Origin of the sequence: Nonomuraea muscovyensis, from assembly GCF_014207745.1 — a bacterium.
Taxonomy (GTDB): Bacteria; Actinomycetota; Actinomycetes; order Streptosporangiales; family Streptosporangiaceae; genus Nonomuraea; species Nonomuraea muscovyensis.
This window is the reverse complement of record NZ_JACHJB010000004.1, coordinates 388,205-415,135: the sequence shown is the minus strand read 5'-3', so window position 1 is coordinate 415,135 and position 26,931 is coordinate 388,205. Positions and strand designations below refer to the sequence as shown.

The 26,931-nt window shown below is 72.6% G+C and carries 25 protein-coding genes; 16 read left to right on the top strand and 9 right to left on the bottom strand.

Translation table 11 applies throughout. The annotated features are described in order from the left end of the window. Nucleotides 1–11 precede the first annotated feature (11 nt). From coaD to mutM, 5 genes are all read left to right on the top strand, one after another. Complete coding sequence (gene coaD, locus FHU36_RS39695) at nt 12–488, top strand: pantetheine-phosphate adenylyltransferase (RefSeq protein WP_185089258.1); 477 nt, start codon at nt 12–14, stop codon at nt 486–488. Between the two features lie 53 nt (nt 489–541). Next, on the top strand, nt 542–1,111 hold the full coding sequence (locus tag FHU36_RS39690) for a YceD family protein (RefSeq protein ID WP_376774206.1): 570 nt from the start codon (nt 542–544) through the stop codon (nt 1,109–1,111). A 1-nt stretch (nt 1,112) separates the two neighbouring features. Beyond that, nucleotides 1,113–1,292, top strand: a complete 180-nt coding sequence (gene rpmF / locus FHU36_RS39685) for a 50S ribosomal protein L32 (RefSeq protein WP_082535183.1) — start codon at nt 1,113–1,115, stop codon at nt 1,290–1,292. 210 nt (nt 1,293–1,502) lie between these two features. After that, the gene (gene rnc, locus FHU36_RS39680; protein WP_185089715.1) at nt 1,503–2,222 is read left to right on the top strand and encodes a ribonuclease III; all 720 of its coding nucleotides are present in this window, start codon (nt 1,503–1,505) and stop codon (nt 2,220–2,222) included. A gap of 1 nt (nt 2,223) precedes the next feature. Next, nucleotides 2,224–3,069 carry a bifunctional DNA-formamidopyrimidine glycosylase/DNA-(apurinic or apyrimidinic site) lyase gene (mutM, locus tag FHU36_RS39675; protein WP_185089257.1) on the top strand — a complete coding sequence of 282 codons (846 nt, stop codon included), beginning with the start codon at nt 2,224–2,226 and terminating at the stop codon, nt 3,067–3,069. Here mutM and FHU36_RS39670 read toward each other — a convergent pair. Continuing rightward, on the bottom strand, nt 3,017–4,195 hold the full coding sequence (locus FHU36_RS39670; RefSeq protein WP_185089256.1) for an MFS transporter: 1,179 nt from the start codon (nt 4,193–4,195) through the stop codon (nt 3,017–3,019). The two genes, mutM and FHU36_RS39670, sit on opposite strands and share 53 nt — an antisense overlap. Nucleotides 4,196–4,274: 79 nt before the next feature. On the opposite strand from FHU36_RS39670, the gene FHU36_RS39665 reads away from it, so the two are divergent. The 6 genes from FHU36_RS39665 (at nt 4,275) to FHU36_RS39640 (ending at nt 13,089) form a co-directional block, all read left to right on the top strand. Next, the gene (locus tag FHU36_RS39665; RefSeq protein WP_185089255.1) at nt 4,275–5,186 is read left to right on the top strand and encodes a LysR family transcriptional regulator; all 912 of its coding nucleotides are present in this window, start codon (nt 4,275–4,277) and stop codon (nt 5,184–5,186) included. Nucleotides 5,187–5,209: 23 nt separating this feature from the next. Then, nucleotides 5,210–5,485: an acylphosphatase gene (locus FHU36_RS39660; protein WP_185089254.1), complete on the top strand. Its 276-nt coding sequence runs from the start codon at nt 5,210–5,212 to the stop codon at nt 5,483–5,485. A gap of 191 nt (nt 5,486–5,676) precedes the next feature. Then, entirely contained in the window at nt 5,677–5,871 is a 195-nt protein-coding gene (locus FHU36_RS39655) for a hypothetical protein (protein WP_055505123.1), read from the top strand. Nucleotides 5,872–6,085: 214 nt separating this feature from the next. Beyond that, the gene (gene smc / locus FHU36_RS39650) at nt 6,086–9,802 is read left to right on the top strand and encodes a chromosome segregation protein SMC (RefSeq protein ID WP_185089253.1); all 3,717 of its coding nucleotides are present in this window, start codon (nt 6,086–6,088) and stop codon (nt 9,800–9,802) included. A gap of 108 nt (nt 9,803–9,910) precedes the next feature. Then, nucleotides 9,911–11,092, top strand: coding sequence for a signal recognition particle-docking protein FtsY (gene ftsY, locus FHU36_RS39645; protein ID WP_185089252.1), 1,182 nt, complete (start codon nt 9,911–9,913; stop codon nt 11,090–11,092). A 326-nt stretch (nt 11,093–11,418) separates the two neighbouring features. Continuing rightward, nucleotides 11,419–13,089, top strand: coding sequence for a tetratricopeptide repeat protein (locus FHU36_RS39640; protein ID WP_185089251.1), 1,671 nt, complete (start codon nt 11,419–11,421; stop codon nt 13,087–13,089). A gap of 100 nt (nt 13,090–13,189) precedes the next feature. On the opposite strand, the gene FHU36_RS39635 is transcribed toward FHU36_RS39640, so the two are convergent. From FHU36_RS39635 to FHU36_RS39625, 3 genes are read right to left on the bottom strand one after another with little or no spacing between them, the layout of a single operon-like run. Beyond that, complete coding sequence (locus FHU36_RS39635) at nt 13,190–13,978, bottom strand: ABC transporter ATP-binding protein (RefSeq protein ID WP_185089250.1); 789 nt, start codon at nt 13,976–13,978, stop codon at nt 13,190–13,192. Beyond that, entirely contained in the window at nt 13,975–15,018 is a 1,044-nt protein-coding gene (locus tag FHU36_RS39630; protein WP_185089249.1) for a FecCD family ABC transporter permease, read from the bottom strand. Before FHU36_RS39630 ends, FHU36_RS39635 begins: the two co-directional genes overlap by 4 nt. After that, entirely contained in the window at nt 15,018–16,052 is a 1,035-nt protein-coding gene (locus FHU36_RS39625) for a FecCD family ABC transporter permease (RefSeq protein WP_185089248.1), read from the bottom strand. The genes FHU36_RS39630 and FHU36_RS39625 overlap by 1 nt, the downstream gene beginning before the upstream one ends. A 102-nt stretch (nt 16,053–16,154) precedes the next feature. Here FHU36_RS39625 and FHU36_RS39620 point away from each other — a divergent pair, with 102 nt between their 5' ends. After that, nucleotides 16,155–17,150: an ABC transporter substrate-binding protein gene (locus tag FHU36_RS39620; protein WP_185089247.1), complete on the top strand. Its 996-nt coding sequence runs from the start codon at nt 16,155–16,157 to the stop codon at nt 17,148–17,150. Nucleotides 17,151–17,212: 62 nt separating this feature from the next. Here the strand turns inward: FHU36_RS39620 and FHU36_RS39615 are convergent, their stop codons facing one another. Continuing rightward, nucleotides 17,213–18,286: a PLP-dependent cysteine synthase family protein gene (locus FHU36_RS39615; protein WP_185089246.1), complete on the bottom strand. Its 1,074-nt coding sequence runs from the start codon at nt 18,284–18,286 to the stop codon at nt 17,213–17,215. A gap of 249 nt (nt 18,287–18,535) precedes the next feature. Between FHU36_RS39615 and FHU36_RS39610 the strand changes: the two genes are divergently transcribed. After that, complete coding sequence (locus tag FHU36_RS39610) at nt 18,536–19,126, top strand: sigma-70 family RNA polymerase sigma factor (protein ID WP_221497289.1); 591 nt, start codon at nt 18,536–18,538, stop codon at nt 19,124–19,126. A 22-nt stretch (nt 19,127–19,148) separates the two neighbouring features. On the opposite strand, the gene FHU36_RS39605 is transcribed toward FHU36_RS39610, so the two are convergent. Both FHU36_RS39605 and FHU36_RS39600 read right to left on the bottom strand, forming a co-directional pair. After that, nucleotides 19,149–20,060 carry an anti-sigma factor RsbA family regulatory protein gene (locus FHU36_RS39605; RefSeq protein ID WP_185089244.1) on the bottom strand — a complete coding sequence of 304 codons (912 nt, stop codon included), beginning with the start codon at nt 20,058–20,060 and terminating at the stop codon, nt 19,149–19,151. Nucleotides 20,061–20,123: 63 nt separating this feature from the next. Continuing rightward, the gene (locus tag FHU36_RS39600) at nt 20,124–20,957 is read right to left on the bottom strand and encodes an EamA family transporter (RefSeq protein WP_185089243.1); all 834 of its coding nucleotides are present in this window, start codon (nt 20,955–20,957) and stop codon (nt 20,124–20,126) included. A 92-nt stretch (nt 20,958–21,049) separates the two neighbouring features. Here FHU36_RS39600 and FHU36_RS39595 point away from each other — a divergent pair, with 92 nt between their 5' ends. From FHU36_RS39595 to FHU36_RS39585, 3 genes are all read left to right on the top strand, one after another. Further along, a complete protein-coding gene (locus tag FHU36_RS39595; protein ID WP_185089242.1) occupies nt 21,050–21,625 on the top strand; it encodes a helix-turn-helix domain-containing protein in 576 nt (191 codons plus the stop codon). 109 nt (nt 21,626–21,734) lie between these two features. Next, nucleotides 21,735–22,529: a polysaccharide deacetylase family protein gene (locus tag FHU36_RS39590; protein WP_246503235.1), complete on the top strand. Its 795-nt coding sequence runs from the start codon at nt 21,735–21,737 to the stop codon at nt 22,527–22,529. Nucleotides 22,530–22,559: 30 nt separating this feature from the next. Continuing rightward, complete coding sequence (locus FHU36_RS39585; protein ID WP_185089241.1) at nt 22,560–23,210, top strand: DUF2461 domain-containing protein; 651 nt, start codon at nt 22,560–22,562, stop codon at nt 23,208–23,210. Nucleotides 23,211–23,255: 45 nt separating this feature from the next. Here FHU36_RS39585 and FHU36_RS39580 read toward each other — a convergent pair whose 3' ends face one another. Both FHU36_RS39580 and FHU36_RS39575 read right to left on the bottom strand, forming a co-directional pair. After that, nucleotides 23,256–25,790 (bottom strand): hypothetical protein, encoded by a 2,535-nt coding sequence (locus tag FHU36_RS39580; protein WP_185089240.1) that lies wholly within the window; start codon nt 25,788–25,790, stop codon nt 23,256–23,258. 38 nt (nt 25,791–25,828) lie between these two features. Then, nucleotides 25,829–26,869 carry a hypothetical protein gene (locus FHU36_RS39575; protein ID WP_185089239.1) on the bottom strand — a complete coding sequence of 347 codons (1,041 nt, stop codon included), beginning with the start codon at nt 26,867–26,869 and terminating at the stop codon, nt 25,829–25,831. Nucleotides 26,870–26,931: the final 62 nt, after the last annotated feature.

Below are 26,931 nucleotides of genomic sequence, written 5' to 3'. Positions count from 1 at the left end.
TGGGAGGCGTCTTGCGCCGCGTTGTCTGCCCGGGGTCGTTCGACCCCATCACGAACGGTCACCTCGACATCATCGGCCGGGCCGCCCGGCTGTACGACGAGGTCACCGTGGCCGTGCTCATCAACCTGGAGAAGAGCAGCCTGTTCACGGTGGACGAGAGGATAGAGATCCTGCAGACCGTGACCAAGGAGTTCGCGAACGTCAAGGTGCGCAAGTTCCACGGCCTGCTGGTCGACTTCTGCAAGCAGAACGACATCCCGGCCATCGTCAAGGGCATCCGGGTCGTCAGCGACTTCGACTACGAGTTGCAGATGGCCCAGCTCAACTACCGGCTGTCGGGCGTGGAGACGCTGTTCATGCCGACGAACCCCGAATACTCGTTCCTGTCGTCCAGCAGGGTCAAGGAGATCGCCAGGTACGGGGGCGACGTGTCGGGTCTGGTGCCGGACCTCGTGCACAAGCTGCTCACCGAGCGGCTCAGGGGCTGAGCCGCACCTGCTATCCTTTCATTTCGGCCTTGTACGACGGCGACAGTTCCGCCATGCCTAGCGAGAGCAGGATGACTAAGCACCTCGACCCCCGCTCCCCTTGGGTGATCTCCACTCACGACCTGGGAAAGCGGCCGGGCACGATGCGGCGGTTGACCCTGACCCTCCCGGCTCCGGCGAATCTCGGCGTCGACATGATCGGTGTCCCCAAGGACGCCGAAGTCGAGCTGGACCTCCGGCTCGAAGCAGTGATGGAAGGCGTGCTCGTCTCGGGCACGGCGCAGGCCCCGCTCGCCGGGGAGTGCGCGCGGTGCCTTGACCCGGTGACCTCGGAGATCGAGGTCGACCTGCAGGAGCTGTTCTTCTACTCCGACGAGGACGCCTCGGAGGACGACTCGCTGCTCGACGGGGAGCTGCTCGACCTCGAGCCGACGTTCCGCGACGCGGTGGTGCTCGCACTGCCGTTGAGCCCCGTCTGCCGTGACGACTGCGAGGGGCTCTGCGTGGAGTGCGGGGTCAAGCTGGCCGAGGCCGGCGCCGATCACCGGCACGAGAAGATCGACGCTCGATGGGCGTCGTTGCAAGGTCTGATTACCGAGAACGATAACGATCAGGAGAAGTGACGTGGCCGTCCCGAAGCGAAAGATGTCGCGGAGCAACACCCGCGCCCGTCGCTCCCAGTGGAAGACGACTGCTGTCGCCCTGGTGAGCTGCCCGCAGTGCCGTTCGCCCAAGCAGCCGCACATCGCGTGCCCCACCTGCGGCACCTACAACCGCCGTCAGGTCGTCGAGCCGTCTGCCTGATCCCGCGTAGTTGACGTGTTGCCGACCGGGTGCCATTGTGCCCCGGTCGGCGTTAACGTCTAGATGCGTGCGGTAGTGGTTCGCCCGCGGTCGTGGTGGACGCCGGGGCTCAGTCTCCCCGACGCCCACCACGTTTTCGGGCATCTCCGCAGCCGTCGCGCCTTGTGAAGATGTCCGAGGAGGAAAGCCGTGGGCGCAGGTCCCAAGCCGGTGGCCGTGGAGGTCGCCAGAGCAGAGCTCGATCGGGTGCTGTCCGTCAGCCTTGACCCCGACATCCTGGAGCGGGCGCTGACGCACCGCTCCTACGCCTACGAGAACGGTGGCCTGCCCACCAACGAGCGCCTGGAGTTCCTGGGTGACTCGGTGCTGGGCCTGGTGGTCACCGACACCCTCTACCGCAACCATCCCGACCTGCCCGAGGGACAGCTCGCCAAGCTGCGGGCCGCGGTGGTCAACATGCGTGCCCTGGCCGACGTGGCCCGGGGCCTCGGGCTGGGCCGTTTCCTGCGGCTGGGCCGGGGCGAGGAGGGCACCGGAGGGCGAGACAAGTCGTCGATCCTGGCCGACACGCTGGAGGCGCTGATCGGCGCCGTCTACGTCGACAAGGGCCTCGACGAGGCCTTCCGTGCGGTCCATCTGCTGTTCGACCCGCTGATCGTCCGCTCGGCCTCGCTCGGCGCCGGGCTCGACTGGAAGACCTCGTTGCAGGAGCTCACCGCCTCCGAGGCGCTCGGCGTGCCCGAATACCACGTCGAGGAGAGCGGTCCCGACCACGCCAAGTCGTTCATCGCCGAGGTGCGGGTGGGCGGCGAGTCCTACGGCTCGGGCAGCGGCCGCAGCAAGAAGGAAGCCGAGCAGCAGGCGGCCGAGGCGGCCTGGACCCGCATCCGGGCCCGCCGCGAGCAGCGCGAGAGCCAGCCGGCGGGCTAGGTTGCCTGAGCTGCCTGAGGTCGAGGTCGTCCGGCGCGGCCTGGCGCAGTGGGTGGCCGGCCGGGAGATCACCTCGGCCGAGGTGCTGCACCCGCGCGCCGTCCGGCGCCACCTCGCCGGCCCCGACGATTTCGCCGCCCGGCTGAAGGGCCGGGTGGTGCTCTCCGCCGAACGCCGCGGCAAATACCTGTGGCTCCCGCTTTCGGGTCCCGAGGAGGCGCTGCTCGCCCATCTGGGGATGAGCGGCCAACTGCTGGTGGTGGCGCCGGGCTCGCCGCCGGAGAAGCACCTGCGTGTCCGGCTGGGCTTCGGCGACGGCGGCTCCGACCTGCGCTTCGTCGACCAGCGGACGTTCGGCCACGTCATGCTGACCGCGCTGGCCGGCGGGGTTCCGGAGCCGATCGCGCACATCGCCCCCGACCCGTTCGAGGAGTCGTTCGACGACGACCGGTTCGCCGCCGCCCTGCGCAGGCGCAGGACCGAGGTCAAGCGGGCCCTCCTCGACCAGTCGCTGATCAGCGGCGTCGGCAACATCTACGCCGACGAGGCGCTCTGGCTGGCCAGGCTGCACTGGGCCCGCCCGACCCAGACCCTCACCCGGCCCAAGATCGCCGAACTGCTGGCGGCCGTGCGCGAGGTCATGACCGCGGCCCTGCACCAGGGCGGCACGTCGTTCGACAGCCTGTACGTCGACGTCAACGGCGAGAGCGGCTACTTCGAACGCTCGCTGGAGGTGTACGGCCGGCGCGATCGACCCTGCTCGCGCTGCGGGACCCCGATCATGCGTGAGGCGTTCATGAACCGCTCGTCGTTCTCCTGCCCGCGATGCCAGCGACGGCCGCGCTGACCAGCGCGAGACCGGCGCCGAGCCACATCACGGCCGACACCGACACGCCGTCCACCACGCGCCCGCCGGCCAGCGCGCCGAGCGCGATGGCCGCGTTGAAGACGGCCGTCAGCATGGCCGTGCCCGCCTCGCCGCCGCCCGTCCCGGCGACCCAGATCTGCAGGGTCACCGAGACCCCTCCGTAGGCGACGCCCCACAGCAGGAGCAGCGCGGCGGCCGGGCCCGTCGCCGCCCCGGCCACCGGCAGGGCGATCGTCGCGACGGCGATCAGCGCGGCCAGGGTGACCAGCACGCGCGCCGGCCGCCGTGCGGCGCGGGCGCCGGCGGCGAAGTTGCCGAGCACACCGGCGAGGCCGTACCCGAGCAGCATCGCGCCGACGCCCGCGGCGCCGGCACCCCCCACCTGCTCCAGGAACGGCCGGACGTAGGTGTAGGCCGCGAAGTGACCGGTCACCACCAGAGCCGTGACGATCAGCACGACCCTGAGCGGGCCGGGACGCCAGACCCGCCGGAGATCGGCCGCGCGGGCGGCCCGTTCGGCGGGCAGCGGCGGCAGCACCCTGGCCAGCGCGACGGACACGCCCGCCGCCAGCAGCGCGACCGCGGCGAACGCCACCCGCCAGCCGGCGAACGAGGAGACCAGGGTCCCGGCCGGCACACCCAGCACGGACGCCACCGCGATCCCCGACGCGACCACCGACGCCGCCCGGCCGGCCTGGGGCTCCGGCACCAGCCGGCCCGCCATGGCGAACGCGAACGCCCAGAACCCGCCGATGCTCACTCCCGTCAGCACCCGGGCCACCAGCAGCACCGGGTAGGCGGGGGCCAGCGCGGCCAGCAGGTTGGCCGCGGCCAGCAGCGCCATCAGCCCGTACAGCACCGTCCGCCGGTCGAGGCGCCGCGCGCCGAGCGTCAGCAGCGGGGCGGAGGCGGCGGCGACCAGGCCGGGAGCCGTCATCGTCAGCCCCGCAGTGCCTTCGGACACCTCCAGTTCGGCCGCGATCGGGGTCAGCAGCCCGACCGGCAGCATCTCGCCGGTGACGACGGTGAAGGTGCCCACCGCGACCGTGGTCACGGCGAGCCAGGCGGCCCCGGTGTCCCGGGGCGGGGTCGTGGTCGTGGTCATGCGCTCCAGCGTCGGACTGTGGCGCCGGGGGAACAATGACGGGACCCTCAGGCTTGGTTTAGTGGGACTAAGGGGTGACATGGAGTTCAGAGAACTGGAGTGCTTCGTCGTCCTGAGCGAGGAGCTGCACTTCGCGCGGGCCGCCGAACGGCTGTACCTGTCGCCCGGCCGGGTCAGCCAGCTCGTCCGGGGGCTGGAGACGCGGATCGGCGCCCGGCTCTTCGAGCGGACCAGCAGGCGGGTCCGGCTCACGCCGCTGGGCGAGCGGTTCCTGGCAGACCTGCGACCGGCCTACGACGGCCTGACGGGCGCGGTGGAGCGGGCCAGGTCGGCCGCCCGCGAGGTGACGGGCGTCCTGCGGGCCGGCTTCCTCGGGACGCCGACCGGCCTGGTCACCGGCGCCGTGCGGGCGTTCGAGCGGCTGTACCCGTCGTGTGAGGTCCATCTGGTGGAGGTGCCGCTCGCCGACCCCTTCGGGAAGGTCCGCGCGGGCCTGGTGGACGTGGCCTTCACCCTGCTGCCGGTGGACGAGCCCGACCTGCGGACGAGTCCAGGGCTGAACGAGGTGCCCGTACGGCTCGGGCTGTCCGCCGGGCATCCGCTCGCCGGCAGGTCCGCCATCGCGGCGGAGGAGCTGGCGGACCTGCCGCTGATCGGCCTGGAGGGGCCGGCGCCGCGCCGCTGGCGCGAGCTGGTGGCCCCGGCCAGCACCCCGGCGGGCCGTCCCGTCACTCTGGGCGGTACGGTCGCCACCAGCCAGGAGGGCATCACGCTGGTGGCGCTCGGCCGGGGCGGGATGCTGTTCTGCACGCCGACGGCGGTCTACCACGAGCGGGACGACGTGACCTTCGTCCCCGTCACGGGACTGCCCGCCTCGGTGCTCGGGCTGGTGTGGCTGGGCGCGGCCGAGACCGCCGCGGTGCGCGCCTTCGCCGAGGTGACCGCGCAGGTGGCCGCCGAGGAGGCCGCCGGGCGTCACCGGGTGGCGTGAGATCCGCCGGGAAGGGGTGGGATGTGGAGGACGTGCGGCTGACCGCGTGGGTCAGGGGACACGTGCAGGGCGTCGGGTTCCGCTGGTGGACCCGGGCGCGGGCGCTGGAGCTGGGCCTGCAGGGCTGGGCTCGCAACACCGACGACGGCCGGGTCGAGGTGGTGGCCCAGGGGCCGCGTCAAGCGTGCGTCAAGTTGCTGGAGCTGCTGAGGGGTTGCGACACGCCGGGCAGGGTCGATGGAGTAGTGGAACGATGGAGCGAAGTCCGAGGTAGTTTGGGCGGTTTCAGGGAGCGGTAGCCGGTTTCGCTAAACCGCCCAAATGGGGTATAGTTATATGTCGGGAGTGCCCCTCTGCGGGGCGTGGTGGTCCGTCCGACTTGACCGCCCACACTGCCGGTGCGACTCTTGTTAGGTACCACGCGCACCCCTCCCGCGGAATAAGAAGTGCGCGAACCAGTCTGGTCACTCAGCGTGGAGGACCCTTTACCATGGCGAAGGCTCTACTCGGCCACGTCGGTGGTCCTGACCCTCGGATGGTCTCCGAGATGCGTCGCTTGCAGCAGCGCATCCGCGACCTGGAGGCAGAACTCATCCGGCTTCAGGCCCAGAATGACGCTCTTGCGGCGCAAACCCGCGATGAGGCACTCAGCCGCATGCAGGAGCGCGAGCCGGCACTCACCTGAGAGTGATCGGAACGCAAGATCCAGGGACGTCTCCACGAGGCGTCCCTTGTTATTTGCCCTCTTGCGGGAGCTCTTTCCCGGCGTTTTGCCTGGCCGGCCGCTGAGGATGTCGCGGCGGCCAGCGCCCGGCCGGTGATGACCAGTAGGCTTCTCCGGGTCCCGTCCAGGGACGCCGGGCACGTCGAAGGTCGTCCAGGGAGAAGGGGGCCGGCGCTTGTATCTGAAGACCCTCACCCTGCGCGGTTTCAAGTCCTTCGCCTCCGCGACGGCCCTGCGCTTCGAGCCGGGCATCACCTGCGTCGTGGGCCCCAACGGCTCCGGCAAGTCCAACGTCGTCGACGCCCTGGCCTGGGTCATGGGCGAGCACAGCGCCAAGTCGCTGCGCGGCGGCAAGATGGAGGACGTCATCTTCGCGGGCACCTCGTCCAGGCCGCCGCTGGGCCGCGCCGAGGTGACGCTGACCATCGACAACTCCGACGGCGCGCTGCCGATCGACTACACCGAGGTCACGATCAGCCGCCTGATGTTCCGGTCGGGCCAGAGCGAGTACGCCATCAACGGCGACACCTGCCGGCTGCTGGACATCCAGGAGCTGCTGTCCGACTCCGGCATCGGCCGTGAGATGCACGTCATCGTCGGCCAGGGGCAGCTCGACGCCGTGCTGCACGCCGGCCCCGAGGACCGGCGGGCGTTCATCGAGGAGGCCGCCGGAGTCCTGAAGCATCGCAAGCGCAAGGAGAAGGCGCTGCGCAAGCTCGACGCGATGCAGGCCAACCTCACCCGCGTCCAGGACCTCGCCACCGAGCTGCGGCGCCAGCTCAAGCCCCTCGGCCGCCAGGCCGAGATCGCCCGCAAGGCCGCCGTGATCCAGGCCGACCTGCGCGACGCGCGGCTGCGCCTGCTCGCCGACGACGTGGGCATCCTGCGTGACACCCTCCAGCGGGAGGCGGCCGACGAGGCGGCGGTGCTGGCCCGGCGCACCCAGGTGGAGGCCGAGCTGGCCGAGGCCCAGCAGCGCGAGACCGCCCTGGAGAGCGCCGAGGCCGAGGCCCAGCCACGGCTCAGCGCCGCCCAGGAGACCTACTTCCGGCTGTCCTCCCTGCGCGAACGCATCACCGGTTTGGAGCAGCTCGCCGCCGAGCGCCACCGCCACGCCCTCGACGCCGCGGCCGTCGAACGCCGCGGACGCGACCCCGAGGACCTCGAACGCGAGGCCGCCGAGGTGCGCGAGCAGGAGCTCATCCTCCGGGCGGAGCTGGAGCAGGCCCAGGAGCTGCTGGAGGACGCCGTGCAGCGGCGCGCCGAGGCGGAGGCCGCGCTGGGCGCCGAGGAGCAGCGGCTGGCCCTGGCCGCACGGGCCGCCGCCGACCGCCGCGAGGGACTGGCCCGGCTGCGCGGCAAGGTCGACTCCGTACGCAGCAGGTCGCGCGCCGCCGAGGAGGAGATCGGCCGGCTCAGCCGGGCCGTCGCCGACGCGGCCGACCGCGAGCGGCGGGCCCTCGACGACCTGGAGACGCAGCGCCAGGAGGAGCCGGCCGCCGACCCGGTGCTGGCCGAGGAACTGGCCACCGCCCAGGAGCTGGTCGAGCAGGCCAAGGCCGTCGCCGACGAGGCCCGTGTCGCCGTCGAGGAGGCCAAGGCCGGCCTTGACGCGCCCCGCGCGGCCCTCCAGGCGGCCTCGTCGGCGGTCGGCACGGCCCGGGCCGCGGACCAGGAGGCCCAGCGGGCCGTGGCCGCTCTCCGGGCCCGCACAGAGGCCCTGGAGCTGGGCCTGGCCCGCGGGGGCGACGGCGGGGCGAGGCTGCTGGAGGCCGACCTCGACGGGGTGCTGGGGCCGCTCGCCGCCTCGCTGCAGGTCACGCCGGGCGCCGAGCCGGCGGTCGCGGCCGTGCTCGGGCCGGTCGCCGAGTCGGTCGCCGTGGTCGCGCTCGGCACGGCCGTCCAGGCTCTGGAGCTGCTGCGGGCCAAGGACGGGGGCCAGGCCACCCTGCTGGTCGCGGGCGCGCCCGGCACCGACGTCCCAGGCTCGGTCCGGGCCGACTCCGAAGGCGCTCCGGCGCGCGGACCGGCGCCCGAGGGCGGGGAGTGGGCGGCCGCGCTGGTGACCGTGCCCGGCCACCTTCGGGCGGCCGTCGACCACGTGCTCGCCGGCGTCGTCGTCGTGGACGACCTCGACGCCGCGCACCGCGTGGCCGAGCGGCACCACGGGCTGCGGGCCGTCACCCGGCACGGCGACCTCGTCGGTCCCCACCTGGCCAGCGGCGGCTCCGAGGGAGGCACGTCCGTGCTTCAGGTGCGGGCCGCGCTGGACGAGGCCGTCGCCGACCTGGCGGAGGCCGAGGCCAGGGCCGAGCGCACCGCCCTGGCGCTGGACGAGGCGGTGGCGGCCGAGCACGAGGCGCGGGCCGCGCTGGAGGCGGCCCAGGCGAGGGTGAGCGAGGCGCAGACCGCGGCCGGCACCGCCCAGGCCGGGGTGAGCGCCGCCCAGAGCGGTCTCGACCAGGTCAGGGCCCGGCAGCGGGAGGCCGACCAGCGGCACGCCGCCGTGGCCAGGCGGCTGGCCCAGTTCGAGGCCGCCGCCAAGGCCGCCCACGACGAGGCCGAACGCCTGGCCAGGAGCGTCGCCGCCGCCGAGGAGGCGCGCGCCGAGGGTCTGGAGGAGCTGGCCGAGCTGGAGATCCGGCTGGCCGAGGCCGAATACTCCCAGGAGCTGGAGACCGAACCCACGACCGACGCCCGCGACGAGCTGGCCGCCGCCTGCCAGAGCGCCAGGCAGCGGGAGGTGGAGGCCCGTCTGCAGGTGCGCACCGCCGAGGAGCGCGTCAAGGGCATCGAGGGCCGGGCCGACGGCCTCATCCGCGCCGCGCAGCGCGAACGGCAGGAACGGGCCCAGGCCGCCGCCCAGCGCGCCAGGCGCAGGCGGCAGGCGGCGGTGGCCGAGGCCGTGAGCACGGGCGCCAAGCAGGTCCTCGCCATTCTCGCCGAGTCGGTCCGGCTCGCCGCGCGCGAGCGTGACGACGCCGACCTGGCCCGCGTGGCCGTCGACGCCGAGCTCAAGCAGGTCCGGGTGCGCGTCCGCGAGCTGGGGCAGGAGCTCGACAAGCTGGTCAACCGCGTCCACGGCAGCGAGATGGCCCGCACCGAGCAGCGGATGCGCCTGGAGCAGATGGAGCAGCGCGCGCTGGAGGAGTTCGGCGTCGAGGCCGAGACGCTGATCTCCGAGTACGGCCCGCAGGCGCCCGTCCCCGGCGAGCCGCCCACGCCGTACGTGCGCGAGGAGCAGGAGAAGCGCGCCCGGGTCGCCGAGCGGCAGATGCAGCAGCTCGGCAAGGTCAACCCGCTGGCGTTGGAGGAGTTCGCGGCCCTTGAGGAGCGCCACGCGTTCCTCAACTCGCAGCTCGAGGACCTCAAGAAGACCCGGCGCGACCTGCTGACCGTGGTCAAGGAGGTCGACGACCGGGTGGAGCAGATGTTCGCCTCGGCCTACGAGGACGTGGCGCGCGAGTTCGAGCAGATCTTCACCCGGGTCTTCCCCGGCGGCGACGGGCGGCTGGTGCTCACCGCCCCCGAGGACATGCTGACCACCGGCATCGAGGTCGAGGCTCGGCCGCCCGGCAAGAAGGTCAAGCGGCTGTCGCTGCTGTCGGGCGGCGAGCGCTCGCTGACGGCGGTGGCGTTCCTGATCTCCATCTTCAAGGCGCGGCCCTCGCCGTTCTACGTCATGGACGAGGTCGAGGCGGCGCTCGACGACACCAACACGCAGCGGCTGCTGACCCTGTTCGAGGAGCTGCGGCAGAGCTCGCAGCTGATCGTCATCACGCACAACAAGCGGACGATGGAGATCGCCGACGCGCTGTACGGCGTGTCGATGCGCGGCGACGGCGTCACCCAGGTGGTCAGCCAGCGCCTGCGCGAGCGCGAGCCCGCCTGATCGGCCGGCGCCTGCGCGAGTGCGAACCCGCCTGATCAGCCACAAGTCCGCTCGATCGGCGTGGCCCTGGGCCCGACCATGCCGGTTGATCTGGAAAACTGACATGTTGTGGATGGTTACCTCGGTGTCATCGTGATCGTGGCACTCGTCGCCCTGCTGGCGGCGGGTGGCCTGTTCCTGCTTTTCCGACCGGGCCGTAAGGTAGCGCCGCCGCCGGTCAAGCCGCCCGAGACGGTGCCGCTTCCCGAGGAGAAGGAGAAGCGCCCGGCGCCGGCGGGCGAGGAGGGTGAGGGCGCGACCACCACGGTCCCGCCGCCGGTCAAGCCGGCCGAGCCGGTCGTCGTCAAGCCCGAGCTGGAGGTGCCGCCGCCGTCCGCCGGCCGGATGGTGCGGCTGCGGTCGAGGCTGGCCCGCTCGCAGAGCGCGCTCGGCCGCGGGCTGCTCGACCTGCTCTCGCGTGACCGCCTCGACGACGACGTGTGGGACGAGATCGAGGAACTCCTGCTCACGGCCGACGTCGGGGTGGCTCCGACGCAGGCGATCGTGGAGGAGCTGCGCACCAGGGTCAAGGTGCTCGGCAGCCGCAGCCCCGAGGACGTTCGCGCCCTGCTGCGCGAGCAGCTCCTCGTCCAGATCAACCCCGGCCTCGACCGCACGCTCAACGTCGCCAAGCACGGCGAGCGGGCGGCGGTGGTGCTCGTCGTCGGGGTCAACGGCACGGGCAAGACGACCACCACCGGCAAGCTGGCCCGGGTGCTCATCGGCGACGGCAGGAAGGTCGTGCTCGGCGCGGCCGACACGTTCCGCGCCGCGGCGGCCGACCAGCTCCAGACGTGGGGCGACCGCGTCGGCGCGGAGGTCGTGCGCGGACCGGAGGGGGCCGACCCGGCGTCGATCGCCTTCGACGCGACGGCCAGGGGCATCGAGGCCAAGGCGGACGTCGTCATCGTCGACACCGCCGGCCGGCTGCACACCAAGACCGGTCTCATGGACGAGCTGGGCAAGGTCAAGCGGGTCATCGAGAAGAAGGCCACGGTCGACGAGGTGCTGCTCGTGCTCGACGCCACGACGGGCCAGAACGGCATGCGGCAGGCCCAGGTGTTCGCCGAGGTGGTCAACATCACCGGCATCGCGCTGACCAAGCTCGACGGCACGGCCAAGGGCGGCATCGTCATCTCCGTCCAGCGGGAGCTGGGGGTGCCGGTCAAGCTGGCCGGTCTCGGCGAGGGGCCCGACGACCTCGCGCCGTTCGACCCCGAGGTCTTCGTGGACGCCATCCTCGGCGACTAGATCCCGCTTTTTGGCGACATATCACTCATATTTCGGCCTTTTTCATAGGGTGACAGGAAATACCTCTTACCGGGACAAGCCTTGATCGCCGAGGTGGCGTGTGTTCACATGAACCGGTCATCTCCGAGATCGCCTTTCGGGCGATCTCGTCGTGTTTGGAACGTGAGAGGGTCCCGATGAAGAAGATCGTCGTTCACAAGCCCGGAACCGTGAAGCCTTCCGGGAGCGCCGCCCCGAGGCACGGCGTCTGAAACGGCCTGCGCCGGCGTCCCGCACCGGGACGCCGGCCGCGGCCGCACCGGACACGCACCACGGGAGAGGGACGCATGGACACGATCGTTCTGGACGCCGACCGCCGGATCCGCGGCCCCTACACGCTCGGGGCCGCGCTGCTGGGCCGGCTGGTTCCCGAGGCACTGGAGCGCAGCCCCGACCTGGTGGCCGCGCACGACATCGAGATCCGCGTGGCCGCGCCCGGCCTGGGGATCACGGCCCGCAGGCGGACGCTGGCCGAAGGTCTGCCGAGAGCGCAGCGCATCCTCATCCCCGGCGCCCGCCGGACGCTCCGGATCGCCAACGGGCTGGCCGAGTTCGTCCGCGACCACCTGGAGCGGGCGGGGCCGCTGACCGTCACGGCCGACAACCTCGGCGAGGCCGACCCCACCGACACCGAGCTGGTCGAGGTGCTGCGGAGGCGGATCGACCCCGGCCTGCTGCGGATCGTCCCCGGCGGCGCCGAACCCCGGACCGGCCCGCTGCGCGCTGACTTCGACCGCTTCCGCGACGAGGGGTTCCATCACGCGATGGCCGAGGCCGGTCTGGAGGCGTTGCGCGGGACGTCGTACGCGTCCGCGCCCGAGCGCCGGCGGCTCCTCGTCCAGCGGGTGGCGGCGGCCTTGGAGGCCGTCGAACGAGAGGACGAGGCGCGCGCCCTGTACGACCGCGCCCGCCGGGACAGCACCGACCCCCGCCACCGCGCCACCCTCGCGTACGGCACCGCCATGATCCTGGTGCGCCACCATGACCACGCCCGGCGTGACCCCGAAGAGGCGCTGGCCTGGATCAACGAGGCCGTCACGATCACCGCGCTGCTCCCCGACCGCCGCGAGCGGGCCTTCCACCTCGGCTTCGACCTCAACGGCAAGGCCCTCGTCGAGGTACGCAGGGGCCGCATGGCCGCCGCGCTCGCCCTGGTCGAGGAGGCCGTCGAGCTGGCCGAGCGCGACCTGCCCGGCGAGCACCCGATCCACCGGCTCGTGCTGTACGCCAACCGCGCCCAGCTCCTGGCCCGGGCCGGCCGCGTCCAGGAGGCGCTGGCCGACTACGCCGTCGCCATCGGCGCCGATCCCGGCTACCCCGACTACTACCTCGACCGCGGCTCCGTGCTCCACGGGCTGGGCAGGCACGCGGACGCGCTGGCCGACTACGAGGCCGCCATCCGGCTCAGCCCGCCCTTCCCCGAGGCGTACTACAACCGGGCGGAGGTGCGCTACGCCACCGGCGACCTCGACGGCGCCCTCACCGATCTCGGTCACACGCTGGAGCTGGACCCCGAGTTCGTCCCCGCCTACGCGAACCGGTCAGGTCTGCTGGCGGCCGCCGGCGACCACGACGCCGCCCGGCGCGACGCCGAGCGCGGGCTGGCGCTGGCCCCGCGCGACCCCCACCTGAGGTGCGTGCTCGGGCAGGTGGAGGCGGCCGCCGGCAGCCGGGCCGCGGCGCTGGCCGCCTTCGACCTGGCGCTGGAGCTCGATCCCGACCTGGTGGCGGCCTGGGCGAGCCGGGGCGCGCTGGCGTTCGAGTCGGGCGACCACGCCGCCGCCCTGGACGACCTGACCCAGGCGCTCAAGCTCGCCGAGTCGGCCGAGCTGCTGTTCAACCGGGCACTGGTGCACCGGGCCGCGGGCCGCGCGCACGAGGCGAGACAGGACCTGCTCAGAGCCGCCGAGCTGGCTCCCGACGATCCGGACATCACGCGGGCGCTCGCCGGGGAGTGAGCCGTCGAGGACCGGCCGCCGCCGGCCGTCAACCCATCGCGCGGGCACCGGGGTCCACCGGCCGGCGCCGCCGCGCTCGCCCCCGACCTCCCGGGGTCGCTCACGGACGGGAACGGGGACCGATCGGCACGACCAGAGGAGTCCCCGCCACCGGGTCGGGAATGACCTTGGCGTCCAGGTCGAACACCTCGCGCAGCAGGTCCTCCGTCAGCACCTCGTGCGGATCGCCGGCGGCGACGATCTGGCCCTCGCGCATCGCCACCAGCCGGTCGGCGTAGCGGGCCGCGAGGTTGAGGTCGTGCAGCACCATCACGATGGTCCGGCTCGCCTCCCGGTGCAGTTGCCGGACCAGCTCCAGCACCTCCACCTGGTGCGCCAGGTCGAGGAACGTGGTCGGCTCGTCGAGCAGCAGCAGGTCGGTGCCCTGCGCCAGCGCCATCGAGATCCAGGCCCGCTGCCGCTGCCCGCCCGACAGCTCGTCCAGGGGCCGCTCGGCCAGGTCGGCCAGGCCGGTCATCTCCAGGGCCCGGCCCACCGCCGCCTCGTCGTCCGACGACCACTGCCGGTACCAGGTCTGGTGCGGGTGGCGGCCCCGCGCGACCAGGTCGGCCACCGTCAGCCCCTCGGGAGCGGTCGGCGCCTGGGGGAGCACGCCGAGCACCTTGGCCACCTCGCGGGTCGGCGTCCGGTCGATGCGCTTGCCGTCCAGCAGCACCTCGCCGCCCTGCGGCTTCAGCAGCCGGCCGAGGGCGCGCAGCAGCGTGGACTTGCCGCACCCGTTCGGGCCGATGATCGTGGTCACCGTGCCGGAGTGGACGCCGAGGTCGAGCTTCTCGACGACGGTGCGTTCGCCGTACCCGAGCGTGACGCCGGCCGCCTGAAGCCTCATTTCCTTGCCCTCCAGATCAGGTGAATCAGGTACGGGGCGCCGAGCACGGCGGTGACGATGCCGACGGGCAGTTCGAGCGGGGAGAAGGCCGTGCGGGCGATCAGGTCGGCGCCGGCCGTGAGGACCGCGCCGACGACGGCCGACGACAGCAGCGGCGGCTGCGGGCAGCGGGCCAGCCGCAGGGCGATCTGCGGCGCCGCCAGGGCGACGAACGCGATCGGGCCGGCCGAGGCGGTGGCCACGGCGGCGAGCAGGACCGCGGCGAGGATCATCAGCGCGCGGGCCGGGTTCATCCGCACGCCCAGCGCGGTGACCGTGTCGTCGCCGAACCGCAGCGCCGCCAGCGAGCGGGTGCCGAGCAGCGTCAGGGGCACCAGCACGGCCAGGGCCAGCGCCACCGGGCCGACGTGCTCCCAGCCGCGGCCGTTGAGCGAGCCGCTGATCCACACCATGGCCCGGCCGGTGTCGTTGACGTCGCCGACGGTCAGCAGCCAGTACTTCACGTTGGTGAACACGGCGGCCACGCCGATGCCGACCAGCACCAGCCGGTAGCCGTCGAGGCCGCGCCTCCAGGCCAGCGCGTAGACGGTGACCGCGCCCACCATGCCGCCGAGCAGGGCGAGCACCGGGATGCCCACGGCCGAGAACAGGCCGCTGGCGCCGCCGTACGCGCTGCCGCTGAGCACGACGCCGGCGACGACCGCGACCGAGGCGCCGGTGGTCACGCCGAGGATCTCCGGGCTGGCCAGCGGGTTGCGGGCGATGGACTGGATGATCGCGCCGGACAGCGCGAGGGCGCCGCCGACCAGCGCGCCGGTCAGCGCGCGCGGCAGGCGCAGCTCCATGACCACGAAGTGGCCGGCGTCGGCCGGGTCGAACGTGGCCCGCACGACCTCGCCGAGGCTCATCTCGATGTCGCCGAGGCGCATGTTCAGGGCCATGAGCAGGCCGAGCAGCAGCAGGCCGCCCAGCGTGACGACGGTGCCGCGCAGCCGTACCTGCCAGGACAGGCCGGCCACGCGCAGCGGGAAGGCGGTCATCACAGCCTCACCGGCTTCCTGCGGCGCACCAGCGCGACGAAGAACGGCGCGCCGACCAGGGCGAGCACCACACCCACCTCCAGCTCCCCGGGATGGGCGACGACACGGCCGATCACGTCGGCGAGCAGCAGCAGCGCGGCGCCGGCGAGCCCGGAGTAGGGCACCAGCCAGCGGTGGTCGGTGCCGGACAGCGGCCGGGTCAGATGGGGCACCAGCAGGCCGACGAACGCCAGCGCCCCGCAGGCGGCCACCGAGGCGCCCGTCAGCAGCGTGACGGCGGTGACGCCGACGGCACGGGTCAGCGCGATGTTCTGGCCGAGGCCGCGGGCCACGTCCTCGCCGAGCGACAGCGCGTTCAGGCCCGGGGTGTTGGCCATGGCCAGCACCAGTCCGGCGGCGATGAACGGCAGGACCTGCCAGACCACGTCGGACCCGCGGGCGGCGATCGAGCCGGCCTGCCAGAACCTGAAGACGTCCATGGCCTGCTCGTCCAGGAGCACGATGGCGGAGGTCAGCGCGTACAGGAAGGCGCTGACGGCGGTTCCGGCGAGCGCCAGCGTGACCGGAGTGGGGCCGCCCCTGCCGCCCACCATGCCGAGCGCGAACACGCCGACACTGGCGAGCAGGGCGCCGGCCAGGCCGAACCAGATGTAGGCGAACACGCTCTGCGCGCCGAGCAGGATGATCGAGGACACCATCGCGAACGCCGCGCCCTGAGTGACTCCCAGCAGGCCGGGGTCGGCGAGCGGGTTGCGGGTGTGGCCCTGCATGAGAGCCCCGGCCACGCCCAGCGCGAGGCCGGCCAGCACGCCGAGCGCCGTCCGTGGCAGGCGCAGCGAGCGGATGACGATGTCGTTCTCGGTGCCGGTCGGGTCGGTCAGGGCCCGCCAGGCGTCGTGGAGCGGGACGGCCTTGGCCCCGATGGTGATGCTGAGCACCACCGCCACGCCGAGGGCGGCGAGGAGGGCGGTGAGCACGACGAGGCGCCGGCGGTGCAGGTCGTGGAGACGTGGCGCGACGGCGGTGGCGGTCACGTTTCCCTCCAAGCGTTTGCCCGATCCCGGTGAAGTATGTCAGCTTAGGCAGGGCTAACCTAAATTAGGGTTACCTAAACTTTGCAAGGGAGAGGGATTCCGATGAGACCGTTGCGCGCGCTTGTGGGCGCCATGGCTCTGCTCGCGGGGCTTGCCGCCTGCGGTTCGACAGACTCCGGGACGCCGGCGGCCGGGCAGGCCACGGCCGACCAGGGCGGACAGCCGTTCCGCACCATCAAGCACGCGATGGGCGAGACGGTGATCCCGACCCAGCCCAAGCGGGTCGTCGCCCTCGACCAGAGCTTCGTCGACGCGGTGCTCACCCTGGAGACGCCGGTGGTCGGCTACACGACCTACCGGTCGATCGAGGACAAGCTCCCCGACTACCTGGGCACGGTCGCCGCCGAGCACGGCAAGGAGGCCACCCCGGTCGGCACCCTGGAGGAGCCGAGCCTGGAGAAGATCGCGGCGCTCAAGCCCGACCTGATCGTCTCCGCCAAGGTCCGGCACGAGGCCCTCTACGACAAGCTCGCCAAGATCGCCCCGACGGTCTTCAGCGAGACGACCGGCGCGATCTGGAAGGAGAACCTCCGCCTCGTCGGCCAGTCGCTCGGCAAGGAGGACCTCGCGGACACCAGGCTCAAGGAGTTCGAGGACCGCGCCGCCAAGATCGGCGCGGCGATCAAGGAGAAGGAGGGCGGCAAGCTGCCGGCCATCTCCATCGTCCGGTTCGCCGGCGAGCCCACGGTCCGCCTGTACGTGGAGAAGTCGTACTCGGGCCTGGTCATGAAGGACGTCGGCTTCCCCCGCCCCGAGGGCCAGCCCACCGTCGAGGACTCGATCGTGGTGGACGTCAGCCAGGAGCGCATCGCCGACCTCGACGCCGACCACATCTTCGTCGCGACCTACCCCGACCCCACCAGCGACGGGCCCAAGGCGAAGTTCGTCGGCAACCCGCTGTGGAACAAGCTCAAGGGTGAGAAGCACGACGTGAGCGACCAGACGTGGATGACCGCGGTGGGCATCCAGGGCGCCCATGCGATGCTCGACGACGTGGCCAAGATCTTCGGGGTGGACCCGGCCAAGGCCACCTCCTAGCCCGTCCCGCCCGTCCCGCTCGTGCTGCCGTCCCTGCCCGCCCCGCGTCGGTCGTGCGCCCGTCAGCCGGGCAGGAAGGCGCGCAGATCGGCCAGGTGCGGGTGGATGTCGAGGTCCTGGGCGGCGAGCCAGGCGGGGTCGCAGTAGGTGCCCCGGTATCTCTCGCCGCCGTCGCAGATGAGGGTGACGACGCTGCCGCGCTCGCCGGCCTCGCGCATCTGCTTGATCAGCTCGACGCACGCGGCGACGTTGGTGCCGGTGGACCCGCCGACGTCGCGACCGGTCACCTCGCGCACCCAGTGCATCGCGGCGATGGAGCGGGCGTCGGGCACGGCCAGCATCCGGTCGATCACGGTCGGCTGGAACGACGGCTCCACCCGGGGCCGTCCGATGCCCTCGATGCGCGAGCCGCGGGCGGTGATCGAGGGGTCGCCCGAGACCCAGCTCGGATAGAAGGCCGAGCCCTCCGGGTCGGCGACGGCCAGGCGCGTCGGGTGGCGGCGGTAGCGGAGGTAGCGGCCGATCGTGGAGGAGGTGCCGCCGGTGCCGGCGCCGACGACGATCCAGGTGGGCACCGGATGCGGCTCCAGCGCAAGCTGAGCGAAGATCGACTCGGCGATGTTGTTGTTGCCGCGCCAGTCCGTCGCCCGCTCGGCGTAGGTGAACTGGTCCATGAAGTGGCCGCCCGTCTCGGCGGCGAGCCGGTGCGACTCCTCGTAGATCGTGGTGGGGTCGTCGACCAGATGACACTTGCCGCCGTAGAACTCGATCAGGTGACACTTCTCCGGCGAGGTGGAGGCGGGCATCACCGCGATGAACGGCAGGCCCAGCAGCCGGGCGAAGTAGGCCTCGCTCACCGCCGTCGATCCGCTGGACGCCTCCACGATCGTGGTCGACGGCCCGATCCAGCCGTTGGCCAGGCCGTACAGGAACAGGGAACGGGCCAAACGGTGTTTGAGTGAACCGGTCGGGTGCACCGACTCGTCTTTCAAGTAGAGGTTTACCCCCCACTGCGGGGGCAACGGAAAGACATGAAGGTGCGTGTCACAGCTTCGATTGGCGTCGGCCTCCACCTTGCGGATGGCCTCCGCCACCCAGTGACGCGTGCCGGTGTCGTGACGATCGACAAATTCCATGGTCATACGCTATCTCATGTGACTCTCGCCACTTTTTCCGGCAAATCGGAAGGGCAGTGTTATGGTAATGAGACAAGTCCAGCCGTGGACGTGATAACGCACGCCGCGAGCCAGATGGACTCTTCACCTCCCTGACCAGGCGTAACCGTTAACGCGGCCCTTACGTGGGCCTTGCGACCATGGAATCTACTGTCGGCAGGCCTGTGCCGGGATGGGGCTATAGCGCTAGGGGGATATGACTTGATCACTATGACCGATGAGCAGCGTCAGGACTGGTTCGAGCGCGATGTCGTGCCCGTGACGTCGCAGCTCTTCGCGTCCGCGATGCGCCTGACCCGCAACACCGCCGACGCGGAGGACCTCGTCCAGGAGACCGTCGCCAAGGCCTACACCTCCTACCACCAGTTCCGCGAGGGCACCAATCTCAAGGCCTGGCTGCACCGGATCCTGACCAACAACTTCATCAACGACTACCGCAAGCGGCAGCGTTCTCCCAAACTGTCCGCCGCCGAGGACATCGAGGACTGGCAGCTGCACGCCGCCGAGTCGCACTCCTCCACCGGCCTGAAGTCGGCCGAGACGGAGGCGCTCGACCGGCTGCCCGACAGCGTCGTGATGAACGCGCTGCGCTCGCTCCCCGAGGACTTCCGCGTCGCCGTCTACCTGGCGGACGTCGAGGGCTTCCCCTACAAGGAGATCGCCGAGCGCATGGGCACGCCGATCGGCACCGTGATGTCCCGCCTGCACCGTGGCCGCCGCCAGCTCCGCGGCATGCTCGAGTCGTACGCCCGTGAGGAGGGCGCCGTCCGCGTCCCCGCGCAGAGCGCCGGCGTCGCCTGACGCCGGCGGCGGGTCGCCCGCCTCATCCCGCGTTCAGGCGCATGTGCAGGCGCACGCGCAGCGTCCCCCGATCGGCGCGCAGCTCGACGTGGTCGCAGAGCTGGCGGCTGATCCAGAGCCCGTATCCCCGTGAGGCCTCGGGCTCCGGCGGCAGGTAGCCGGGCAGCGGGTCGTCCAGCGCGCCACCCGGGTCGGCGATCTCGCAGACGAGTTCCCTGCCGTTCACCCACATCCTGATCGTGCCGTGCCCGGCGCCGTGCTCGACGCTGTTGGCGGCGATCTCCGAGACGCCGAGCACCAGCGAGGAGATCAGGTCGCGGTCCATCCCGGCCGCCCTGGCGTAGTCGCCCACCGCGTGCCTGAGCGCCTTCAGCTCGGGCGCCGTGAAACGCAGCGCCTCCACCCGCCCGTCCGGGTCCGGGAGCGGCGCGTGGTCCCCGTCGAGCACCAGCTCGTGCGGCCGGACGTAGGCGTCGCTCGCCGCCTCGCCGCCTGGGCCGAGGACCAGGGGATGGGTGAGCGCCACGTGCGCGAGCACGTCCGGTGGCACCCCGCGGCTGTCGTACGGGCACAGCAGCCGCGCTCCCGTGCCCCGCAGCGCCACGTTGAGCACCGACTCGTAGCGGATCCACGCGCGGGTCTCCCGCCGGCCACGGCCCGCCCAGACGGGCTCGCCGACGATGAGCGCGGGCCCCTCCGTCGCGTACTCGTGGTACGCGGCCAGCGTCCGCTGCGGATGGGTGTACCAGGCGGCCGCGATCCTGCCGTCGATGCGGCCCGCGTCGCGGCCGAGCGCCTCGGCGAGCAGGCCGAGCCTGGCGGTGCAGGTGACGACGAGCACCCGCCTGCCCTCGTCCAGGGCCTCGCGCACGTGCGGCAGCACCACGGCGGCGAACCGCTCGTCGGAGTCGTACGGCAACGCGACATGCCTCAACGACTCGCTGTCAGGTCGAGGCCGGCGAGGGCGCACGGCCGAAAGGTAGCAAGCGCTTGCCTCTTATGCAACGGCTATGAGCGCGACCGCCCCGAGCGCGCAGGCCACGCCGGTGATCTGGATCGGGTGCAGCCGCTCGCCGAGCACCTGCCTGGCCAGCAGCAGGGTGCTGGCCGGGTAGAGCGACACCAGCACGGCCACCAGGCTCAGCATGCCCTGGCGCTGGGCGAGCAGGTAGAGCACGTTGGCGGCCATGTCGAGCATGCCGGCCGCCGCGATCACCGGCAGCGCCCCGCGGCCGGGCCGCAGCGCGCGGCCGGTGGTGACGGCGATCAGCGCGACCAGGGTCACCGACGACAGTCTCGCGCCCACCAGGGGCCACAGGCCGGAGCCGTCGGGAGCCATGGCGAGCAGCACGAAGAAGCCGCCGAAGCCCGCGCCGGCCGCCAGCGCGACGAGCACCGAGGCGAACGAGCCGCCCCTGGCGGCCGACCGGTCCTGGCTGACGAGGAGCACGGCGCCCAGGGCGAGCGCCACCCCGGCGAGCGCCATCGGCTCCGGCCGGTCTCCGGTGGCGAGTCCGAACAGCACCGGCAGCGCCGCCGAGGTCACCGCCGCGACCGGGGCGACCACCGACATGACGCCCGTGGCCAGCGCCCGGTAGAACAGCACCAGCCCGCCCGCGCCGGCCAGGCCCGCGCCGAGGCCCCACAGCAGCGCCTGGCCGCTGAGGGCACCGGGCAACAGCGGCAGCAGCGCCAGGATCAGGGCCAGGCCGGCGGTCTGCGAGAGCGCCACGACCGGCAGCACCCTGGAGCGGCGGGTGGCCAGCCCGCCGAGGAAGTCGGCCGTTCCGTACACCAGCGCGCATGCCGTCGCCAGGACCACCGCGGTCACGTCGTCACCCGTCCGTAGTTCAATGGATTGCACTTCTAGTACAACACATAGAGTGCACCACAGTGCAAATCCTTGTCACTACACTGGACTCCATGGAGGACCCGGAGACGATCACCCAGGCCATCGCCAACAACGTCAGGGCCCAGCGCTCGCACCGCGGCCTGACGCTCGACGCGCTGGCCGCCCGGTCCGGCGTCAGCCGCGGCATGCTGGTCCAGGTCGAGCAGGGCCGGACCAACCCGAGCGTCTCCACGCTCACCCGCATCGCCTCCGCCCTCGGCGTCACCGTCGCCAGACTGGTCGAGGTGTCCGACGTCCCGGTGGTCAGGGTGGTCGAGCAGGCCGACGTGGTCACCTTCGAGCAGGGCAACACGCAGGCGCGGCTGCTCGTCGGCGCCGACTCGCCGATGATCCTGGAGCTGTGGGACTGGCGGATCGCCCCCGGCGAGCACCACGACGGCGACGCCCACCCGCCCGGCACCCGCGAGATGCTCACCGTGCTCACCGGCGAGCTCACCCTCATCGTGTACGGCCGCAGCCACCTGGTCAGGGCGGGCGCGGCCGTGCTCTTCGCCGCCGACCGGCCGCACCGCTACGCCAACGCGGGCGAGGAGGAGCTGCGGCTCATCATGGCCGTCGCCGAGCCTCGGGAGGCACCCGACCAATGACGCCTTCCGCTCCCGAACGTCGGCATCCGGGCACGGATCAGGAGCGGATATGCCATAAGGCTGGCGCGTCGCCTTACCGGACTCCGGTCCGATATCCCACTGTGAGGGGATGAACCGGCCGAGGAATCGCGGGTGGCCGCTGGTCGTGCCGCTGGCCGCGCTGCTGGTCGTGCTGCTGGTCGGCGGGGCCTGCGCGCCGCGACCCCCGAGCATGCCCGTGTCGCGTCCGCCGCAGGTCGTCGACCTCGGCCTGCTGGCCAGGCGGCTGGCCGCCATGCAGCCCGGCTGGCCCGCCCCGGCGCCCGACTGCCGGCGCGACAGGTGCGTCGCGCTCACCTTCGACGACGGGCCCGGTCCGCACACCGGCAGGCTGCTCGACCTCCTGCGCGCCCGGCGGGCGCGGGCGACGTTCTTCGTGGTCGGGCACATGGTGGCCGCCGGTCGGGCCGGGCTGGTCCGGCGCATCGCCCAGGAGGGCCACGAGCTGGGCAACCACACCTGGAGCCACGCGGCGCTCACCGCGCTGCCGGACGACCGGCTCAGACGCGAGCTGCTGCGCACCGGTGACCTCGTACGCCGGCTGACCGGGGTGCGGATGCGCGTCATGCGCCCGCCGTACGGGATGACCGACGGCAGGGTGGCGCGCGAGACCCGTCGCCAGGGGATGGCGCAGATCCTGTGGGACGTCGACACGCGCGACTGGCGCGACCGCGATCCCGCCGACGTGACGCGGCGCGCCGCCCGCGCCTCGCCCGGCTCGGTCGTGCTCATGCACGACCTGCACCGCGCCACCGTCAGGGCCATGACCGGAGTCCTCGACCGGCTCTCCCGCCGGGGCTACCGGTTCGTCACCGTGTCCGAGCTGGCCGGCGGGGGGCGGCGGGCGTCGGCCGCGAAGCGCTGACCGCCGGTGCGGCGTGGCAGGCTTGGACGCATGGGTTTCAGCGGCTTTCCCGACGAGGCTTTCCTGTTCTACGAGGGCCTTGAGGCGGACAACTCCAAGACCTACTTCACCCGCCACAAGCACCTCTACGAGGAGGCCGTGCGGGCACCCATGCTCGCCCTGGCCGAGGAACTGGCCGGAGAGTTCGGGACGGCCCACCTGTTCCGGCCCCACCGTGACGTCCGCTACGCCAAGGACAAGTCGCCGTACAAGACCCACCAAGGCGCCTTCGTCGAGAGGCAGCCCGGCATCGGGCTCTACGTCCAGATCGACGCCGACGGCATCCGGGCGGCGGGCGGCCTCTACAGCCAGGCCTCCGACCAGGTCGCCCGTTACCGCGCGGCCGTGGACGAGGACCTCACCGGCCGGCCGCTGGAGGCCGTGGTCGCCGCGCTGAGGTCCGCCGGCTACGCCGTCGAGGGGGACCGGCTCAAGACCAGGCCGCGCGGCTTCACCGACGACCATCCGCGCATCGAGCTGCTGCGCCATCGGTCGCTGTACGCCGGCCGCCGCTTCGAGCCGGAGCCGTGGGTGCACACCGGGGAGGTGGTGAAGCGGGTGCGCGAGAGCTGGCGCGCCTTCGAGCCGCTGGTCGACTGGCTGTGCGCGCACGTACGGGGGAGCGAGCTGCCCCGCCGCTGACGGGGTGGGAGCCGCGAGGGGAGGCAAGGGCGTGCGGCGTGGTGCTCACCTCGGAGCGCCCGTCAGGTGGTCGTCGCCCTGGAGGATGCGCTCGACCGTCTGACCGGCCGCCGAGGTGGCCGCCGTGGTGACGGCCGCGATGACGATCGCCAGCAGCGGTGTGGCCAGGCTGCGCAGGCTGCGCACGTTGCGCACCCGCCCCCACGGCTCGCCCGCCAGGTGCATCAGCCGCCACTCCCAGGTCAGCCCGAGCCCGATGCACACCAGCGCCACCTGACCCCCGACGATGGCCACCGCCTGCACCTTGTCCATGACCCCGATGTCGGGCTCCACGAGCGTGGAGACGTACCCGGACAGCTCCGTGAGCAGCGCGGCCGCCATCAGGTGCAGCGCCTTGGTCATCGGCTGGGTGCCGCGGACACGCGGGTAGAAGTAGCCGAACAGGAAGCCGAAGGCCGGCAACGTGAGCAGATAGCGGGTGTCGAAGACGAAGCTGCTCAGGTCCACCCCGGACGGCCAGCCGTACAGGAACGCGAACGGCATGCTCAGCAGCAGGCCGACGACGAAACCGTGGACGCCGTTCACCCACGGCGGGCAGCCCGCGGCCGTGGCGAACGCCGTCTCCGGGTCGCGCCCCTGCAGCCGCAGCGCCTCCTCCAGGTCGTGGCGCCGGCCGTCGAACTCGGCCATCGACATCTCGCCCGCGCCGATCCTGCCCCGGCCGATGCGGTAGAGCTCCTGCTCCGAGACGAGCAGCAGCCGCTTGTGCAGGGCCTTCCTGACCAGCTCCCGGTGCTCGTCGGCGGAGGTCGGCTCGACGATCGCCGGGTGCGGGGTCACCAGCAGCGAGCGGACCGCGATCCAGGCGACGACCGAGGTGATCGACAGCAGCGGCAGCGGCACGTTGCTGCCGGCGATCAGGATGCTGCCCCGCGGGGTGAGGTAGAGCACCATCAGGCAGACGATCATGGTGGCCTCGGCCGACGGGTGACTGATGGCCGAGACCGTGTCGCCGAGGCGCCGCAGCCGCAGCACGAGCAGGGCGAACCCCAGCAGCAGCAGCCCGAGCAGCCCCCGCGTCATGGGGTCGAGCACCAGGAAGCCGATCCTCGGCGGCGCGGCCTCCGACAGCAGCGGCAGGCTCCACGACCCGGCGTCCAGCCACTCCGTCGGCCAGCCCTGCACCAGCAGGCTCGCCGTCACGGCGGCCAGCAGCCCCCCGTGCGTCCACTGCCGGGTGGCCACGGCGACGGCGGAGAACGGGATCAGCGCCCACGCCAGGGCCAGCACCAGCCGGACGCTGTCGGGCGGGTAGGCCCCGGTCAGCAGCGCCTTGGCCCACAGGGCGAGCGCCAGCACGGTGACCGCCGCGCCCGCGGCCAGCACCGCCAGCCGGACGATCACGATGCGGACACCGAGGTCGGCGCTGAACCCCACCGCCGCGCCGGCCGCCGCCAGCGCCGCCACCAGGGCGCCGGCCACCAGGGTCCGGCCGGGCAACTGCCCGTGCACCCACGACCACGACAGCATGCCCACGGCCAGCAGCACGCCGAGCGCGGTCGCGCCCAGCAGGTCGCGGACCGTCCAGGGCGGGCTCGTCGGCAGGGACCGCCCCGCGTGCCGTACGGCCAGCAACGGCACCGCGAAGAACAGGATCACGTACGCGACCGGCTTCCACTCCGTCGCCACGATCGTGACCAGCATCGCCGGGGCGGCCAGGGCCAGGCCGACGGCCAGCTCGCGGTTCGGCACCCGCTCCCACCACGAAAGGCCGAGCGCCCGCAGCAGCAGCGCCACCATCACCACGGCGGTCAGCACGCCGAGCGCGGTCTCCCACGAGAAGTCGTCCTCCCGCTGCACGTCGGGGAACCCGTGCAGCTCGTGGGCCAGCGTCACGTCGGCCGAGTGCGCCCCCGCTCGGAACTCCAGCCGTTCCGGCTCCTCGCGCGACGGCAGGACGCCCCACGTCCGCAGCACGCTCCACTCGCCGGGGAGCAACGTCACCACGCGCTCGCCGACGAGAGGCGGGCTGGTGGTGGGCGCCCCGAACGACAGCTCCAGCAGGTCGTCCGGCTCCAGCTGCCGCAGCAGCGTCACCCTGAACTCGACCGTGGTCCGCCCGTCGACCGTGGTCAGCACCGGAGCACGTCTCGTCGTCGGCGCGAGGATGGTCCCGCCCACCTTGAGCGGCCCGAACCCGTCGTCGGTGAAGCGCTGGATGCCCTCCGGGAACCCGCTGCCCCGCCGCAGGGTCGCGACCAGCTCGTCGTCGGCGTCCATCAGCAGCCGGTGCGTGACGGACACCTTCACCTGCCGCCGCCGCTCGTCCAGCCGACCGTCAGGCACTCCCGCGAGGTCGGCGTCCACGGCCCTGGCGACGGTCACCTCGGTGGTGGCCTCACGTTCGGGCGACGTCTCCAGCCCGGACGGGCTCGTGACCGGCTCCCACGGATCGGGCGGGACGGTGGCCGTCGGCCGCGGGGGGTCGCCCACCGGCCGCGCCGCCGCCGTGCACCACACCACGGCCCCCAGCGAGAGCAGAGCCAGCCCGAACGCAAGGACGATCCGGAGATTCCCCACAGTGGGGATGATCCACGCGGGAGCGCGAATGTTCGCACTCAATCGGTAACGTTGTGGTCACGGGAGTTGTCAAGATGTCCGTGCTCGACGGAGTTCGTGCGGGTACAGGGCTGCGCGTCGTGCTTGCGGCGCAGGTGGTAGGAGACGGTGGCGGTGGCCAGCGCGGCGCCCCAGATCGGCCAGAGGCACTCCGGCAGCCAGGCGCCCCACTCGGCCAGGGCGAACCGGCCGGCGACCGACCACCGGACGTACGTCAGCCCGGCCACGGTGACGATGATCGAGACGAACCCGGCGGGGACGACCGCCAGCGACGGCGGCACCCGCCGCCCGCGCAGGCCGGGGATCCAGCGCGGGAAGACCTCACCCCATCGCTGGGTCAGGCCGAAGGTCAGCACGCCGCCGAGCGCGCCGAAGGTCGCCAGGTAGGCGCCCGCCAGCCACAGGCCCCGCTCGCCCTCGGCGAGGAACTCCGGGCTCACGCCGAGGGGGATGCCCAGGGCCCACGCCCACCGGGTGGCGCAGTACACCAGCGGCACCACGACGGCCACGTACACGGCCCTGCGTCCCCGATCCGGGGTGAACCAGCTCGGGCGGTTCCGCCCGCGGCCGTAGGCCACGGCCGCGGCGGCCAGCAGCAGCCCGCCCAGCACGCAGACGAGCTGGTTGAGCACGGGCCATGGCCAGGCGTCGGCGAACGAGGCGCCGCCCAGGCTCCAGCCGAACAGGGGCGCCACCAGCAGCAGCGGCGTGTAGGCGACGCCCATCATCAGGCGCGAGTCGGGGACCACGAGGACCAGGAGCGCGGCGATCGGCCAGGCCAGGAACAGGGGAGCGCGGCCACCGCCCCCGCGGGCCAGCGCCACCGCCGTCAACGCGGTGAGCAGTGAGAACGCCGCGATCCACCAGCCGAAACGTGGCGTCGTGCCGGCCAGGACGGACAGTGCGCCGTCCGGGTCGGGGTCGGAGGCGCCCCAGGGGAAGCCGGGCATCCCGAGTGCCCATGCCGAGCCGAGCAGGCCGTAGGCCAGCGCCCACAACGCCGCCGCATGGCCTTGCCGGCCGGAAATGAGGGATTTCATGAGATCAGCGTCGCGGGCCGCCGGGGCGCCGGGCCAGATGCCGTTCGGCACCCCTCGCCACC

Excerpts from the sequence above, each read along its gene's own strand:
- FHU36_RS39690 (WP_376774206.1), top strand. The coding sequence starts at position 542 with ATGCCTAGCGAGAGCAGGATGACTAAGCACCTCGACCCCCGCTCCCCT.
- FHU36_RS39670 (WP_185089256.1), bottom strand. The coding sequence starts at position 4,195 with ATGACCACGACCACGACCCCGCCCCGGGACACCGGGGCCGCCTGGCTC.
- FHU36_RS39665 (WP_185089255.1), top strand. The coding sequence starts at position 4,275 with ATGGAGTTCAGAGAACTGGAGTGCTTCGTCGTCCTGAGCGAGGAGCTG.
- FHU36_RS39655 (WP_055505123.1), top strand. The coding sequence starts at position 5,677 with ATGGCGAAGGCTCTACTCGGCCACGTCGGTGGTCCTGACCCTCGGATG.
- FHU36_RS39640 (WP_185089251.1), top strand. The coding sequence starts at position 11,419 with ATGGACACGATCGTTCTGGACGCCGACCGCCGGATCCGCGGCCCCTAC.
- FHU36_RS39635 (WP_185089250.1), bottom strand. The coding sequence starts at position 13,978 with ATGAGGCTTCAGGCGGCCGGCGTCACGCTCGGGTACGGCGAACGCACC.
- FHU36_RS39630 (WP_185089249.1), bottom strand. The coding sequence starts at position 15,018 with ATGACCGCCTTCCCGCTGCGCGTGGCCGGCCTGTCCTGGCAGGTACGG.
- FHU36_RS39620 (WP_185089247.1), top strand. The coding sequence starts at position 16,155 with ATGAGACCGTTGCGCGCGCTTGTGGGCGCCATGGCTCTGCTCGCGGGG.
- FHU36_RS39615 (WP_185089246.1), bottom strand. The coding sequence starts at position 18,286 with ATGGAATTTGTCGATCGTCACGACACCGGCACGCGTCACTGGGTGGCG.
- FHU36_RS39610 (WP_221497289.1), top strand. The coding sequence starts at position 18,536 with ATGACCGATGAGCAGCGTCAGGACTGGTTCGAGCGCGATGTCGTGCCC.
- FHU36_RS39595 (WP_185089242.1), top strand. The coding sequence starts at position 21,050 with ATGGAGGACCCGGAGACGATCACCCAGGCCATCGCCAACAACGTCAGG.
- FHU36_RS39590 (WP_246503235.1), top strand. The coding sequence starts at position 21,735 with ATGAACCGGCCGAGGAATCGCGGGTGGCCGCTGGTCGTGCCGCTGGCC.
- FHU36_RS39585 (WP_185089241.1), top strand. The coding sequence starts at position 22,560 with ATGGGTTTCAGCGGCTTTCCCGACGAGGCTTTCCTGTTCTACGAGGGC.
- FHU36_RS39575 (WP_185089239.1), bottom strand. The coding sequence starts at position 26,869 with ATGAAATCCCTCATTTCCGGCCGGCAAGGCCATGCGGCGGCGTTGTGG.